At 71.3% G+C, this 14,774-nt stretch carries 12 protein-coding genes; 2 read left to right on the top strand and 10 right to left on the bottom strand.

The genetic code is table 11. From position 1 onward, the window contains the following. Positions 1 to 130: 130 nt before the first annotated feature. The 5 genes from ACN20J_RS39515 to ACN20J_RS39495 form a co-directional block, all read right to left on the bottom strand. A complete protein-coding gene (locus tag ACN20J_RS39515; RefSeq protein WP_190227152.1) occupies positions 131 to 976 on the bottom strand; it encodes an inositol monophosphatase family protein in 846 nt (281 codons plus the stop codon). A gap of 154 nt (positions 977 to 1,130) precedes the next feature. Continuing rightward, a complete protein-coding gene (locus ACN20J_RS39510) occupies positions 1,131 to 3,182 on the bottom strand; it encodes a gamma-glutamyltransferase family protein (protein WP_419667776.1) in 2,052 nt (683 codons plus the stop codon). A 90-nt stretch (positions 3,183 to 3,272) separates the two neighbouring features. After that, positions 3,273 to 3,914 carry a DUF4232 domain-containing protein gene (locus ACN20J_RS39505; protein WP_361999170.1) on the bottom strand — a complete coding sequence of 214 codons (642 nt, stop codon included), beginning with the start codon at positions 3,912 to 3,914 and terminating at the stop codon, positions 3,273 to 3,275. Between the two features lie 79 nt (positions 3,915 to 3,993). Continuing rightward, positions 3,994 to 4,662 (bottom strand): response regulator, encoded by a 669-nt coding sequence (locus ACN20J_RS39500; protein ID WP_419669037.1) that lies wholly within the window; start codon positions 4,660 to 4,662, stop codon positions 3,994 to 3,996. 5 nt (positions 4,663 to 4,667) lie between these two features. Beyond that, on the bottom strand, positions 4,668 to 5,768 hold the full coding sequence (locus tag ACN20J_RS39495) for a sensor histidine kinase (protein WP_419667775.1): 1,101 nt from the start codon (positions 5,766 to 5,768) through the stop codon (positions 4,668 to 4,670). A gap of 194 nt (positions 5,769 to 5,962) precedes the next feature. Here ACN20J_RS39495 and ACN20J_RS39490 point away from each other — a divergent pair, with 194 nt between their 5' ends. Together ACN20J_RS39490 and ACN20J_RS39485 are read left to right on the top strand one after the other, a co-directional pair. After that, the gene (locus ACN20J_RS39490) at positions 5,963 to 6,988 is read left to right on the top strand and encodes a carboxymuconolactone decarboxylase family protein (RefSeq protein WP_419669036.1); all 1,026 of its coding nucleotides are present in this window, start codon (positions 5,963 to 5,965) and stop codon (positions 6,986 to 6,988) included. A 111-nt stretch (positions 6,989 to 7,099) separates the two neighbouring features. Then, entirely contained in the window at positions 7,100 to 7,762 is a 663-nt protein-coding gene (locus ACN20J_RS39485) for a hypothetical protein (RefSeq protein WP_189840869.1), read from the top strand. 28 nt (positions 7,763 to 7,790) lie between these two features. On the opposite strand, the gene ACN20J_RS39480 is transcribed toward ACN20J_RS39485, so the two are convergent. From ACN20J_RS39480 to ACN20J_RS39460, 5 genes are all read right to left on the bottom strand, one after another. Then, the gene (locus ACN20J_RS39480) at positions 7,791 to 9,377 is read right to left on the bottom strand and encodes an NCS1 family nucleobase:cation symporter-1 (RefSeq protein WP_190227147.1); all 1,587 of its coding nucleotides are present in this window, start codon (positions 9,375 to 9,377) and stop codon (positions 7,791 to 7,793) included. A 215-nt stretch (positions 9,378 to 9,592) separates the two neighbouring features. Continuing rightward, positions 9,593 to 10,612 (bottom strand): TIGR03842 family LLM class F420-dependent oxidoreductase, encoded by a 1,020-nt coding sequence (locus ACN20J_RS39475; protein ID WP_189840867.1) that lies wholly within the window; start codon positions 10,610 to 10,612, stop codon positions 9,593 to 9,595. 11 nt (positions 10,613 to 10,623) lie between these two features. Then, positions 10,624 to 12,027 carry a dihydropyrimidinase gene (gene hydA, locus ACN20J_RS39470; protein WP_189840866.1) on the bottom strand — a complete coding sequence of 468 codons (1,404 nt, stop codon included), beginning with the start codon at positions 12,025 to 12,027 and terminating at the stop codon, positions 10,624 to 10,626. 136 nt (positions 12,028 to 12,163) lie between these two features. Next, entirely contained in the window at positions 12,164 to 13,006 is an 843-nt protein-coding gene (locus ACN20J_RS39465) for a nitrilase-related carbon-nitrogen hydrolase (RefSeq protein ID WP_419667774.1), read from the bottom strand. A 180-nt stretch (positions 13,007 to 13,186) separates the two neighbouring features. Beyond that, entirely contained in the window at positions 13,187 to 14,764 is a 1,578-nt protein-coding gene (locus ACN20J_RS39460) for a PucR family transcriptional regulator (RefSeq protein ID WP_419667773.1), read from the bottom strand. Positions 14,765 to 14,774 lie beyond the last annotated feature (10 nt).

The raw sequence follows: 14,774 nt of genomic DNA, 5'->3' as shown, positions 1-14,774 counted from the left end.
GGCACCTTCGGACTCCTTTGTCAGCCGACGGCCACTGGGGATCAGGATATGCCGGGCCCCCGAGAGCCCCGCCCCGGCCCGCCACGGCCCGTGTCAGCCCTGGCCCGTCTCGGCCCCGGGCCGTCACGGGTCAGGCGCCGCCCGACAGCAGCCCGAGGACCCGGCGGGCCGTGGCCGCGTCCCGAGCCGCCGTGAACGGGAGCGCGTTGCCGCCGGTTATACGGAAGGGCTCCCCCGCGAGCGTCAGGTGCGCGCCGCCCGCCTCCTCGACGAGCAGGAGGCCCGCCGCATGGTCCCAGGCGGCCTCCCAGGAGAACGCGGTGGCGTCCAACTCGCCCCGGGCGACGGCGAGGTACTCGAGTCCTGCCGAGCCGCACGCGCGCGGGCTGACGCCTTCCGTCCAGAGGCCGAGGAGCGCGCGCTTCTGGTCGTCCGTCGTGTAGTCCGGGTGGGACGTGGCCACTTCGAGGTCACGGCCGGGGGCGGGCGAGCCGGCGCGGAGGGGTTCGCCGTCGAGGAGGGCGCCCCTGCCCCGGACGGCGACGGCGAGTTGGTCGCGGGCCGGTGCGTACGTCCAGGACGCCAGCAGGACTCCGCGGTGGGCGAGCGCGACCAGGGTGCAGAAGCCGGGGTCGCCGTGGACGAACTGGCGGGTGCCGTCCACCGGGTCGACGATCCAGACCGGCGCCTCGCCCTTGATCGCCTCGTACGTCGCGGGGTTGGCGTGGACCGCCTCCTCGCCCACGACGACCGAGCCGGGCAGCAGCTTGACCAGCGCCTCGGTGAGAAACTCCTCGGCCTTGCGGTCGGCGTCCGTGACCAGGTCGTGCGGGCCGCTCTTCTCGTCTATCTCGTGCGCGGCGAGCTGCCGGAAGCGCGGCATGATCTCCGTGGCGGCCGCCGTACGGACGGCCTCTTCCACGTCGGCTGTGCGGTGTGCGAGAAACTCGTCGATGGTTTCGATGTCCTGGATCATGTCTCCATGAGAGCACGCGCCACTGACAATCCACACCCGCCCGGTGTATCCCGGGTGGAATCACCATGAACAACGAGTGTTACGAGATCAGCGGCGCGTGAGTCGTGCCGGGCGGGCCCCGGTGCCGGGAGCAGGGCCCGCGTCAGCGCCGGCCTCAGCGTCCGACCGCGTACCCCTGCATCCCCCGCGGGTTCGCTGCCGCCGACAGCACTCCGGTCCGCGGGTCCCGCGCCACCGCGCACAGCCGGCCCTCGGACCAGGCGTCGCCGACCTGGACGTCGTGGCCGCGGCGGCGCAGCTCCTCCACCACCTCCGGGTCGGTGCGGGACTCGACCGTGACGCTGCCGGGGCGCATTCCGCGCGGGTAGAAGGAACCGGGGAAGCTGTCGTTGTGCCAGTTCGGGGCGTCGATGGCGCCCTGGAGGTCCAGGCCGCCGCGTACCTCCGCGCGCAGGGCGACGGCCAGGAAGAAGTGCAGCTGCCACTGGTCCTGCTGATCGCCGCCCGGCGTACCGAAGGCCATGACCGGCACCCCGTCCCGCAGCGCGAGCGAGGGGGTGAGCGTCGTACGCGGGCGGCGGCCCGGGGTCAGGGAGTTGGGCAGCCCCTCGTCCAGCCAGGCCATCTGGAGCCGGGTGCCGAGCGGGAAGCCCAGCTCGGGCACGACCGGGTTGGACTGCAGCCAGCCACCGCTGGGCGTGGCCGCGACCATGTTGCCCCAGCGGTCGACGATGTCGAGGTGGCAGGTGTCGCCCCGGGTCGCCCCGTCGGCGGAGACGTCGGGCTCCCCGGACACGGACGAGGCCGGCGGCTCGGCGACGGTCGGCGCTCCCAGGCCCGCACCTGCCGGGCGGGCGCCCACACCCGAGTGCCCAGCTCCAGCTCCAGCTCCAGCTCCAGCCACCGTCGGCTCCCCGGCGCCCGCCGCACCGCTTGCCTGCGCCACCGTCGGCTCCCCCGCCCCCGGCACCCCGAGCGCGTCGAAGCCGTCCTCCCCCGCGGCCACCACGCGCGCGTGCCCGCTGAGCCGTGGGGCCCGTCCGCCGGGGCTGCCCGGCCGCAGCTCGTAGGAGGCCTTCTCCCCGATCAGCGCCCGCCGGCCGGCGTTGTACTCCTCCGACAGCAGCTCCTCCAGGGGGACCTCGCCCGCGTCCCCGTACCACGCCTCCCGGTCGGCCATCGCGAGCTTGCAGCCCTCGATCAGCAGGTGCACGTACTCGGCGGAGCCGTACCGCGGCAGCTCCGGCGGCAGCAGGGCCAGCTGCTGGAGGAGCACCGGGCCCTGGCTCCAGGGGCCGGCCTTGCACAGGGTCCAGCCGCGCCAGTCGTACGTGGCCGGCGCCTCGTAGGACGCGGACCAGCCGGCCAGGTCGGCCGCCGTCAGCGTGCCGGAGTGCCGCTCACCGCTGGTGTCCATGGTGGGCCGGGCCGCCTGCCGTACCAGCGCCTCCGCGATGAAGCCCTCGCGCCAGATCCGCCGCGCCGCCTCGATCTCGGCGACCCGCTCGCCGCCGTCCCGCGCCCCGGGCTCCTGAGCAGCTCCGGGCTCCCGACCGGCATCGGCCTCCCCCCGAGCCCCCGCCTCCTCCGCGGCCTCCGCAGCTTCCGCAGCTTCCGCGACCAACCGCCTCCACGTCGCGGCCAGCGCCGGATTCCGGAACAGCTCGCCCGGCCGCGGGGGCTGCCCGTCCGACAGGTACACGTCGGCCGAGGACGTCCACTCGGTCTCGAAGAGCTCCCGTACCGTCTCGACGGTCTCGCCGACGCGCTCCACGGGCGCGTGCCCGTCCTCGGCGTACCCGATGGCGTACTTCAGGACGTCCGCCAGGGACTTCGTGCCGTGGTCGCGCAGAAGCAGCATCCACGCGTCGAAGGCCCCGGGCACCGCTGCCGCGAGGGGCCCGGTACCGGGTACGAGATCCAAACCCAGCCCCCTGTAGTGGGCGATCGTGGCCCCGGCCGGTGCGACGCCCTGTCCGCACAGCACCCGTACCTCGCCACCCGCCGGGGCGAGGATGATCGGCACCTCGCCAGCGGGCCCGTTGAGGTGCGGCTCGACGACGTGCAGCACGAATCCGGCGGCGACGGCGGCGTCGTACGCGTTGCCGCCGTCCTCCAGCACGGCCATCGCCGACTGCGAGGCGAGCCAGTGCGTGGAGGACACCATCCCGAAGGTGCCCTGGAGCGTGGGTCGGGTCGTGAACACGGAGGAACTCCTCACTGCGGCGCGGGCATCCGGACTGCGGCAGACGTCCGGCGATCGTACGCAGCCCGCCGCGCCGCCCTACTCGGAGGGCTACGCCGAGGGCTGCCAGGCCGACGTCCCCAGGATGTTCTCCGGGCCGATGTCCAGCGCATACGGAGGCCGCACGGTCACGGTGTCGTCCCCCTTCTTCACGGCCACGCGCAGATACACGCCGTCCTGGTTGTGCATCCGCCAGTACAACGCCGCGTGTGCGCTCTCGCCGGGGTCGAGGGTCAGCGCCCGGGGTCCGGGGTCCTCCGGCGCCATGAACACCTTGTCCGTGCCTTCGACGGTACGTACGCCCGGGAAGGCGTCGCCCGAGGCGTCGAGGACGGTGACGGACGGGTAGCCGTTCAACTTGTATGGGCGATCACCGCAGTTGATGACGTCGAGGCCCATGGCGCGCAGCCCCATGGCCGCGTCGCCCTCGTCGGCCCGGAAGCGCAGGCCGGACGGCGGACAGCCCTGCCCCTCCTGGACGGGTACGGACGGAGAGTGCGTGGGGATCCCGGACGGGGGCGGATTCGCGGCCCGGGTCGGCACTTCCACAGCCGGTGTCGGCGTGGGCGTGGGCTTGCGTTCGGGGTTGCTCTCCCGGTCCAGTTCGGCGGAGAGCCCGCAGCCGCTCACCCCCAGCACCAGCAGACAGGCGAGGGCGACGCTGCGGACCGATCTCGGACGTATCGCGATCACGTGCCGATCATCACACGAGCCCCCGCCGGAAGCCGTCACTCCGCTCCCCGGCGCCCTCATCCCGCTCCCCCGGTGCCCCTCACTCCACAGTCCCCCGCGCCGCGACCAGCCCCGACTCGTAGGCGAACACGACCAGTTGGGCGCGGTCCCGTGCGGCCAGCTTGGTCATCGCGCGGCTGACATGGGTCTTGACCGTGAAGGGACTGATGACCATGTGGGCGGCGATCTCCTCGTTGGTGAGGCCGCGGGCGGCGAGCGCGGTGACCTCGCGCTCGCGGCGGGTGAGGCACTCCAGGCCGGGGGCGCTGGCCCGGTCCGGGGGCCGGGCCACGAACTCGCCGATCAGCGTGCGGGTGACGGACGGCGACAGCAGGGCCTCGCCGCGCGCGACGACCTCGATGGCCTGGAGCAGGTCGGCGGGCTCGGTGTCCTTGAGCAGGAAGCCGCTGGCACCGGCCCGCAGCGCCTCGAAGACGTACTCGTCCAGGCCGTAGTTGGTCAGCATCACCACGCGTACGCCGGCCAGGTCCGGGTCGGCGGCGATGCGGCGGGTCGCCTCGATGCCCGTCATCACCGGCATCTGGACGTCGACGAGGGCGATGTCCGGGACCTGTGCGCGCACCAGCGCCAGGCCCTGTTCCCCGTCGGCGGCCTCACCGACCACCTCGATGCCGTCCTCGGCGTCCAGGAGGGCCCGGAACCCGGCGCGCATCAGGGCCTGGTCGTCGATCAGCGCGACCCTGATCAGACCGCTCACGGCAGGTCCAACGGCACTCGGGCCCGTACCGAGAAGCCGCCCTCCGCGCGCGGGGCGGCGTGCAGGGTGCCGCCGAGGGCCGTGACGCGTTCGCGCATGCCGGTGAGTCCGATGCCCTCGGCGCACGGCCGGGACGGTTCGGCGGTGCCGTCGTCGTCGACGCGTATCGTCAACTCGCTTTCCTCGTACTCCAGTTGGACGGCCACCTTGGCGGGCCCTGCGTGCCGGGCGGCGTTCGTCAGGGCCTCCTGGACGATGCGGTACGTGGCGCGGTCCACGGTCGCCGTCAGAGGGCGCTCGTGGCCGGTCACGGTCAGGTCGACGGCGAGGCCCGCGGCCCGGGCGCGCTCCACGAGCAGGGCAGGGGTGCCGGTCGGCTCGTCGGTGCGCAACACCTCGAGGGTGGCGCGCAGTTCGCGCATGGCCTCGCCGCTCGCCTCCTGGATGGCAAGCAGGGCCGGGGATATCTCCTCGCCGCGCTTGCGCGCGAGGTGGACGGCGACTCCCGCCTGGAGCTTGACGATCGAGATGCTGTGCGTGAGGGAGTCGTGCAACTCACGGGCGATGCGCAGGCGTTCCTCACCCGCCCTGCGCAGTGCCGCCTCCTCGCGGGTGCGTTCGGCCTCCAGCGCGCGTTGTTCCGTCTGGCGCAGATACGCCTGCCAGTTGCGGCCCGCAAGACCGGTCACGACGGCGCACAGGAACCAGCCCGCGAGCAACGCGGTCTGCTCGACGGTGTCCTGGGAGGTGACTCCCGTCGCGAGCCACGCCCCGAGGAACACCCCGCCCGCGGCAGCGCCCGCGCTCCGGTGCCCGGCCTGTGCCGCCGTATGGACCGCGGCCATCACCGGGAGGGCGGCCACCAGCCCTGGTTCGGTGTGCAGCACATAGCCGGCCAGCGCGGTCGTGGTGACGGCGAGCACCAGGCGAGGCGCCTTCCGGTACGCGGCCAGCGCGAGCGAACCGGTCACGATCAGCGCGTAGTCGACCGGCGCGGTGTCCTTGTCGAAGGCCGCCACGGACACGACGATCGCGCCGATCACGACGGCGAGCGCCACGTCGGCGAGCCGCTTGAGAGTGGCCTGGTCCGCGTCCATGTCCGTACGGTAGACCGCCGTGCCGACAGGGTCGTCAGCCCTGTGGACGGCCCCGCGACTACTCCTGGCGCAGTAGTGCGGTGCCCGGCGCGGTCGCGTCGGAGCACCGCCAACTGCCTTCGGCCGTACGACGCCTGGGGGCACCTCCGGGAGCGAGGGTTCTCGGTATGACCACACCCTTCAGCTACCCGTTCGTGACCACGCCCTTTCGCTACACGCAGCCTCCGCCGCCCAGGTCCGCCACCGGCCGGACCGCCGAGGTCTACTCACAGCTCTCCGAGGACTTCGGGATCGACGGCGCCGTCACCTTCGTCGTCCTGTCGTCCGCGCCCGAACTCCTCGCCGCCACCTGGGCCCTGATGCGTGAGTCGCTGCTCGCGGGCGACGGCAGCCGCACCGGCAAGGAGCTGGCCGCGCTCGGGGTGTCCCGCGCCAACAGGTGTCCGTTCTGCGTGGACGCGCACACCGTCCTGCTCCACGCCACCGGCGACCACGCCCTCGCGGAGCGTCTGGCCCGCGGGGGGACCCCGGAGAAGGAGGTGCAGGCACGCATGGTCGCCTGGGGCGAGGCGACGCGGGTCCCGGGCCACCCGGATCTCACCCCGCTGCCGTTCTTCGCCCGGCACACGGCCGCGTACGTGGGGACCGCCCTGTCCTTCCACTTCATCAACCGGATCGTCTCGGCCCTGCTGACGGAGAACCTGCTGCCGGGCAACACCCAGCGGTTCAGGCCGGTCCGCAGCCTCGCCGGCCGTTCCCTGGCGAAGACGCTGCGCTGGCGTCTCACCCCGGGCACGAGCCTCGCCCTCCTCGACGGCGACCCGGGCCCCGGCCCGTCCTGGGCGGCCGGCACGACGGTCGCCCCGGCCTACGCGGCACTGCGGACGGCCGCCCTGGCAGGCGCCGACCTGCTGACCGAGGCCGACCAGGACCTCGTACGAAACGTCGTCGCGGCGTGGGACGGTACGCATCAGCCGTTGGTGTGGGACGCCCTGCCGGACCGGAGGAACAGGCCCGGGGCGCGGCTGGCGATACTGGCCGCGCTGGCTCCGTACCGGATCACCGACGAGGATGTGGCGGCGTGGAAGCAGCCGCCGTACACGGACCGCTGTCTGGTCCGGCTCGTCGCGTACGGTGCGTTCGCCGCCGTTGACCGCATCGAGCGGGCTCTGCCCCTCGGTGCCCCGATATCGCACGGGGTCATGGACCGTCAAGGGTGAGCCAGTGTCACCACGCGGGCACGGAGCGAGTTTGTACTACCGCCCCACAGGCAGGCATGTGACACTGGCGTCCCGTCCGCTGTGCGGACCCTCCGCACCGTCCCCCACGAAATGTGCGCCGTGCGTTCTCTTCCTCTCGCTCTGACCGCGCGTCTGCTGCCGGTTGTCGTGCTCGCCCTGGCGGGCTGGTCGTTGTCGTCCGGGCCGTTCGCCGCGACCCCGGCCGCGGAGAAGAAGGCGGCCCCCGACGGCGGGTCGTCACCGTCCGCGCCGTCGACCGCCGCGGCGAGCCGCACGTACCGCACCTCGCCCGCGCCCTGCACCGGTGTGTCGAAGAAGACGGTGTCCTCGCTGGTGCCGGACGCCAAGACGGCCGGCAAGGAGATCCCGTCGACCGACGAGTCGCTGCGGCGCACCTGTTCGTGGAACGCGCTCAAGGGCTTCGATTACCGCTGGCTCGACATTTCGTACGAAATCAAGAAATCGGACCAGGCCGCCCAGGCCGCCTACAAGCAGCGCACGACGGAGAAGAGCGGCGGAGGGGTCGTTCCCGGTCTCGGGGACGCGGCCTACTCGGTGGTGAACCTCACCACCGAGGACAAACAGCAGACGCGCGAGGGCCAGGTGTTCGTCCAGGCCTCCAACGCCATGGTCGTCATCACGTACAACGGCAGTGACTTCGAGTCGAAGAAGGCGCCCAGTACGGACGAGATCAACAAGGGCGCCATCAAGGCCGCCAAGGAGGCGATGGCCGCGCTGGAGGCCGCTCAGTAAGAGAGGCTCCCAACGCGGCCCGCCGTCGTCAGACGACCTGGTCGGCCTTCACCGTGCGCCCCTCGCGCTCCGCGCTCTCCGCCCGTGCGAACGGCGCCATCAACGCGACGTACAGGACGAGCGACGAGGCGAGGCCGATCGCCCAGCCGTAGTCCGCGAGCGGCTTGAGGAACGGGATGAGTCCGTCCGTCGGGAACGGGCCGAGCTTCGCGCCCTTGGCGTCGACGTTGGAGTACGAGCCGCCGACCGCCAGGACACCGCCGACCACGAAGGCCAGCACCGCCCGCCAGTTCCAGCCGTTCGAGTACCAGTAGCGCCCGCCGGGCGTGTAGAGGTCGGCGAGGTGCAGGACCGTACGGCGGATGATCCAGTAGTCGGCGATCAGGATGCCCGCGACCGTGCCGAGCAGACCGCCGACCACACCGAGCCAGGTGAAGATGTAGAACTCGGGCGTGGAGATCAGCTTCCACGGGAAGATCAGGATGCCGATGACACCCGTGATCAGCGCGCCCGTACGGAAGTTGATGAACTTCGGGGCCAGGTTGGACAGGTCGTAGGCAGGGGACACCACGTTCGCCGCGATGTTGACGGAGATCGTGGCGATCAACACGATGAAGAGCGCGAAGAGCAGACCGAAGGCGTTGTCCGTCTTGGCCGCGAGGGCCACCGGGTCCCAGATCGCCTCTCCGTAGACGGCCTCGGAGCCTGACGTGACCAGCACGGCGAGGATCGCGAAGAGCGTCATCGTCGTGGGCAGACCGAGGGACTGCCCCCAGGTCTGCGCCTTCTGGCTGGCGCCGAAGCGCGTGAAGTCCGGGATGTTGAGGGACAGGGTCGCCCAGAAGCCGATCATGCCCATCAGCGACGGGAAGAAGACCGGCCAGAAGTCCGCGCCCCAGCCAAGCTTGGAGGGCTGGTCGAGGAGCGCGCCGAAGCCGTCGGCCTTGACCGCGATCCAGATGAGCAGCGCGAACGCGCCGACGATCACGACGGGCGCGGCCCAGTTCTCGAAGTGCCGCAGGAAGTCCATACCGCGGTAGATGATCGCGATCTGCAGGGCCCAGAAGAGGAGGAAACAGAGCCACAGCGGCCACGGGTTGCCCGCGATCTTCCCCGCGTTCTCCCACTCACCGCCGGTGAGCTTGGAGCCCAGGGCGAAGATGCCGCTGCCGCCGATCCAGGTCTGGATGCCGAACCAGCCACAGGCCACGGCGGCGCGGATCAGCGCCGGGATGTTGGCACCGCGAAGCCCGAACGAGGCGCGGGCGAGCACGGGGAACGGGATGCCGTACTTGGGTCCCGCGTGACCGGTGGCCAGCATCGGCAGCAGCACGATGATGTTGGCCAGGGCGATGGTGAAGACGGCCTGCTTCCAGTCCATGCCGAGGGCGACCAGGCCGGAGGCCAGGGTCCAGCTGGGGATGCAGTGGGCCATGGATATCCACAGCGCCGCGAAGTTGTACGTCGTCCACTTGCGCTCGGAGACGGGGACGGGACGCAGGTCCTCGTTGGCGAAGGGACTGTCGGCGGGGAAGGCCCCGGGGCTGAGTTCGATCCGGCCGTCGGTGTCGGCGGACTGGGATATCGGCGGCCCCGTGGGGACGGTTTCGGTCATGGGCAGGCCAATCGATGAGGCGGGACGGGAAAGGCCGTGCGGGTGGCGACGTGGGGGTGGTGGTGCGGTGATTCGGTGGTGCGGTCCCCTTCCCGGGGAGGTGGGAAGGGGACGACTTGAGTGGGTGGAGCAGGGTGGAGCGGATGCCGTCAATGGTTGATGGATGGGTCGACCATCAACCATTGGGACAGGTCGTCAACGGCCGCGGCCGGCCCTCAACCGTTGACGGCAGGAATGACCGTTGATCCATACGCCTCGATGACCGCCTCTTGAGCGTCATGCATGTCGTACAGAGCGAACTGGTCAACACCCAGTTCGCGCAGCGCGTTCAGCTTCTCGATGTGCTTCTCGGCCGACCCGATCAGACAGAACCGGTCGACGATCTCGTCGGGCACGAACTGGGTGTCGGGGTTGCCGCTGCGTCCGTGGTGCGAGTAGTCGTAGCCCTCACGGGACTTGATGTAGTCGGTGAGTTCGTCGGGTACGGCGGCGGAGTGCTCGCCGTACTTCGAGACGAGGTCGGCGACGTGGTTGCCGACCATCCCGCCGAACCAGCGGCACTGCTCACGCGCGTGGGCGAGCGCCTCGGGCGAGTCGTCCTCGGTGACATAGGCGGGCGCGGCGACACAGATCTTGACCTCGTCGGGGTCACGTCCGGCCTCGGCTGCCGCGGTCTTCACGGCCTTGACCATGTACTCGGTCAGGTAGAGGTCGGCGAGCTGGAGGATGAAGCCGTCGGCCTCCTCACCGGTCATCTTCAGCGCCTTCGGGCCGTACGCGGCCATCCAGACGGGGAGTTCGGCGCCGGGCTTGATCCACGGGAACTTGATGACCGTGCCGCCGAGGTCCGCCTCGTCGCCGCGGCCCAGCGCGCGGATGACCTTCATGGCCTCGCTGATCCGGGCGAGCGTGTTGGGCTTGCGGCCGGCCACGCGCATCGCCGAGTCGCCGCGCCCGATACCGCAGACCGTGCGGTTGCCGAACATGTCGTTGAGCGTGGCGAAGGTCGAGGCGGTGACCTCCCAGGTGCGGGTGCCCGGGTTCGTCACCATCGGGCCGACCTTCAGCTTCGTGGTGTTGGAGAGGATCTGGCTGTAGATCACGAACGGCTCCTGCCAGAGCACGGCGGAGTCGAACGTCCAGCCGTACGTGAAGCCGTTGCGCTCGGCCCGCTTCATCAGGCTGATGACGCGGGAGGCAGGTGGGTCGGTCTGCAGGACAAGTCCGAAGTCCATGTGCGCCACTCCTAGTTCAGGTACTGACAGGTGGAGCGGGGGGTGTAGACGCCGTGCCCGGCGCGCCCGGTGAACTCCCGCTCGGTGATGACGAGTTCGCCCCGCGAGAGGACCGTCTCGACGCGGCCGGTGGTGCGCTTGCCCTCGTATGCCGAGTAGTCGACGTTCATGTGGTGCGTCTCGGCGGACATGATCTGCTCGGCGTGCGGGTCGTAGATGACGACGTCCGCGTCGGCGCCCGGCGCGATCGTGCCCTTCTTCGGGTACAGGCCGAACATCCGGGCCGGGGTGGCGCAGGCGATCTCGATCCAGCGGCGGCGCGTGATGTGTCCGTCGACGACGGCCTGGTGGAGCAGGTCCATGCGGTTCTCGACGCCCGGGAGCCCGTTGGGGATCTTCGAGAAGTTGCCGCGGCCCAGCTCCTTCTGACCGACGAAGCAGAAGGGGCAGTGGTCGGTGGAGACGACCTGGAGGTCGTTGGTCCGCAGGCCCCGCCACAGGGCGGCCTGGTGCTCCTTGGGCCGCAGCGGTGTCGAGCACACGTACTTGGCGCCCTCGAAGTCGGGCTCCGCGAGGTTGTCGGTCGACAGGAACAGGTACTGCGGGCAGGTCTCGCCGAAGACGTTCAGGCCCTCGTCGCGCGCCCGTGCCAGCTCGGCGACCGCCTGCTGCGCCGAGACGTGCACGACGTACAGCGGCGCTCCGGCCACCTGGGCGAGCTTGATGGCGCGGTGGGTGGCCTCGGCTTCGAGGAGGGCCTTGCGGACCTCTCCGTGGTACCGGGGGTCGGTCTCGCCCCTGGCCAGCGCCTGCTCCACCAGCACGTCGATCGCGATGCCGTTCTCCGCGTGCATCATGATCAGGCCGCCGTTCTCGGCGGAGCGCTGCATGGCGCGCAGGATCTGGCCGTCGTCGCTGTAGAAGACGCCGGGGTAGGCCATGAACTGCTTGAAGGAGGTGACGCCCTCCTCGACCAGCAGGTCCATCTCCTTGAGCGTGTCCTGGTTCACGTCGGAGACGATCATGTGGAAGGCGTAGTCGATGGCGCACTTGCCGTCGGCCTTGGCGTTCCAGGCGTCGAGGCCCTCGCGCAGCGAGTGGCCGACGCTCTGCACCGCGAAGTCGACGATCGTGGTCGTGCCGCCCCAGGCCGCGGCCCGGGTGCCGGTCTCGAAGGAGTCGGAGGCGAAGGTGCCGCCGAACGGCAGCTCCATGTGGGTGTGGGCGTCGACTCCGCCCGGGATCACGTACTTCCCGGTCGCGTCGATGGTCCGCTCGGCCGTCCATGCCTCGGCGGCGGGGGTGCCGCTCGCGGCGAGGGCGGCGATGCGGCCGTCCTCCACCAGGACGTCCGCGTGGAGTTCGTCCGACGCGGTGATCACTAGGCCACCGCGGATGACTGTACGGCTGCTCATGGTTTCCTCTCCTGTCGTGGCACCCCGGTGGAATGCGGTCGTTGGGTACGTGCGGGTGCGTCGTGGCTGGTTGCGCAGTTCCCCGCGCCCCTATAACCCCGGGGCGCGGGGAGCCTCCGACGTACCCCCCCCCGGGTCAGGGAGACGTCAGCGGCTCGTACGCCTCCGGGCGGCGGTCGCGGTAGAACTGCCAGCGGTCGCGTACCGCGCGGAGTTTGGCCATGTCCAGGTCGCGGACGACGAGTTCGGTCTCCTTGTCGCTCGCCACCTCCCCGACGAACTGGGCCTCCGGGTCCACGAAGTACGAGGTGCCGTAGAAGTCGTTGGAGCCCAGCTCCTCCACGCCGACGCGGTTGATGGCGCCCACGAAGTACTCGTTGGCGACGGCCGCGGCCGGCTGCTCCAACTGCCAGAGGTAGGCGGACAGTCCGCGTGAGGTGGCGGACGGGTTGAAGACGATCTCGGCCCCGGCGAGACCCAGCGCGCGCCAGCCCTCCGGGAAGTGCCGGTCGTAGCAGATGTAGACGCCGATCCTGCCGACCGCGGTGTCGAAGATCGGCCAACCGGCGTTGCCGGGGCGGAAGTAGAACTTCTCCCAGAAGCCCTCGACCTGCGGGATGTGGTGCTTGCGGTACTTGCCGAGGTACGAGCCGTCGGCGTCGATCACCGCGGCCGTGTTGTAGAGGACGCCGGGCTGCTCCTCCTCGTACATCGGCAGCACGAGGACGATGCCCAGTTCCCTGGCGAGCGCCTGGAAGCGCTGGACGATCGGGCCCTCGGGGATCTGTTCGGCGTACTCGTAGAACGCCTTGTCCTGGACCTGGCAGAAATAGGGCCCGTAGAACAGTTCCTGGAAGCACAGGACCTGAGCACCCTGTGCGGCCGCGTCGCGGGCCGCCTGCTCGTGGACCTGGATCATCGATTCCTTGTCGCCCGTCCATGCGGTCTGGAAGACGGCGGCGCGGATCACTCTGCTCATCGGGACCTCCGGTCGCTCGGTGTGCGGCGAGCCTAGGAAGTCCGGAAGTCGTCTTTGAGTTGCAGCGTGTCACGTCTGAGGGCGTGTGGCGTTCCACGGTGTCACCCTTGCCAAGGCCCATGTTTCACCACCGTTTTCCCAGGTCCTTCTGTGTTTCGGAGCTGTTGCGCGTCGGGGGTCTCAGCCCTGTTGCGCGTCGTGCGCGAGGAGGGCGATGTGCACGGAGGCCGCCTGCTCGAAGTCGTCGAGATCGACCCGGAGCCGCGCCTCTATCGCCTCCAGCCGCCGGTACAGCGCGGGCCGCGAGACATGGTGGAGCTGTGCGGTGCGCGACTTGTTGCGGCCGGTGGCGAGATACGTCCGCAGCACAGGCAGCAGCTCCGACTCGGCGTCGGCCCCGCACAGCAGCCCGTCCAGCTCCCGCTCGGCGAAGGACTGGACGTGCGGGTCGTCCCGCAGCAGCCGGACCAGCCCGCGCAGATGGACGTCCCGCAGCCGCACCACGACCGGCAGGTCGAGCCCGGCGGGGCTCTCGGCGACGGCGTCGGCCACGTGCCGGGCTTCCCGCAGCCCGGCGGGCACGTCGTCCCACCCGGTCCGCGCGTCCGCCGCGGCGACGACGACCGCCTTGCAGTCGCCGTCCGCACCACCGCCCGCCTCCGTACGCAGCCGGGTGGCGAAGTGGGCGGCGAGGGCCTCGGCGTCCTGGTCCCTGGCCAGGCTCAGTAGTACGGCGATGACCCCGTCGGCCAGCTCGGCGACGAGCCCGGGCAGCCCCAACAGGCGCAGTACGCGGTCGAGTTGGGCCGCCTCCGCGTCCCGTACGACCAGGGGGACGAACGTCCGGCGGTTGACCGGAAGCCCGGCCGCCCGGGCCCGGGGCAGCAGTTGGCGGGCGGGTACGACTCCGGAGACGAGGTCGGTGAGCAGGCTCTCGGCGGACTGCTCCTCCCAGGAGTGCACGGTGCCGCCGAGCATGCGGTGCAGGACCAGGGCCTCGGCCCCGCGGTCGGCGAGCAGCCGTCCGGTGGCGGCGTCGCCGCGGTAGCCGCACAGCACGATGCGGCCCCAGCGCTCGCCGCGTCCGCCGAGTTCGGCACGGACCCAGCCGTCGCCCTCGCTGCCGCCGGCCTGCCGCGCGATGCGCTCCCAGTCGCGCAGCACGTCGTCGACCGCGGACCGCTCCCCCGCCGTGGCGAGGACGCGGTGGGCGAGGTTGGTGACGACGACGGGGCACGCGCTGTGCGAGGCGATCTCGTCGAGCATCCGCTGCAGCGGGGCGCCCGCCGTGATGAGCCCGGTCAGCGCCGTCCGGACGGACTCCGACAGGCTGACGGCCGCGAACTTCCGCCGTACGAGCCTGGATTGGACCTCTTCGGTCAACTCCGCGAAGGGGAACGGGCGGTGGAGCACCACCATCGGCAGCCCGCACCGCTCGGCCGCCCGGCGCATCACCTCGGGCGGGGTCGGGAAGGCCCGGCCGAGTCCGAGGACGACGGCCGAGGCCTCCGCGCGGTGCAGTGAGCGGATGTACTCGGCCTGGGCCTCCGGGTCGCCCGCGAGCAGCACCCCGGTGGTGAGGACCATCTCGCCGCCGCTGAGCATCACGCCGACGTCGGCGGCCTCGGCGACGTGCACCCAGCGCACGGGCCGGTCGAGCTGGCCCGCGCCGGCCACCACCTCGGGCTCCCCGGCGAGCACCCGCTCCAGGGCGAGGACCTGGCGGACCGACAGGGCGGGTTCCAAGGCGGTGGTCATGCGGCGAACC

The organism is Streptomyces sp. 2-1 (assembly GCF_048564895.1).
Lineage (GTDB): Bacteria > Actinomycetota > Actinomycetes > Streptomycetales > Streptomycetaceae > Streptomyces > Streptomyces phaeochromogenes.
Note: the sequence above shows the minus strand (reverse complement) of the source record. Positions and strands in the feature narration are given on the sequence as shown.

Coding starts and splice junctions, on each gene's coding strand:
- ACN20J_RS39515 (WP_190227152.1), bottom strand. CDS start 976: ATGATCCAGGACATCGAAACCATCGACGAGTTTCTCGCACACCGCACA.
- ACN20J_RS39495 (WP_419667775.1), bottom strand. CDS start 5,768: ATGGACGCGGACCAGGCCACTCTCAAGCGGCTCGCCGACGTGGCGCTC.
- ACN20J_RS39485 (WP_189840869.1), top strand. CDS start 7,100: ATGTGCGCCGTGCGTTCTCTTCCTCTCGCTCTGACCGCGCGTCTGCTG.
- ACN20J_RS39480 (WP_190227147.1), bottom strand. CDS start 9,377: ATGACCGAAACCGTCCCCACGGGGCCGCCGATATCCCAGTCCGCCGAC.
- ACN20J_RS39475 (WP_189840867.1), bottom strand. CDS start 10,612: ATGGACTTCGGACTTGTCCTGCAGACCGACCCACCTGCCTCCCGCGTC.
- hydA (WP_189840866.1), bottom strand. CDS start 12,027: ATGAGCAGCCGTACAGTCATCCGCGGTGGCCTAGTGATCACCGCGTCG.
- ACN20J_RS39465 (WP_419667774.1), bottom strand. CDS start 13,006: ATGAGCAGAGTGATCCGCGCCGCCGTCTTCCAGACCGCATGGACGGGC.
- ACN20J_RS39460 (WP_419667773.1), bottom strand. CDS start 14,764: ATGACCACCGCCTTGGAACCCGCCCTGTCGGTCCGCCAGGTCCTCGCC.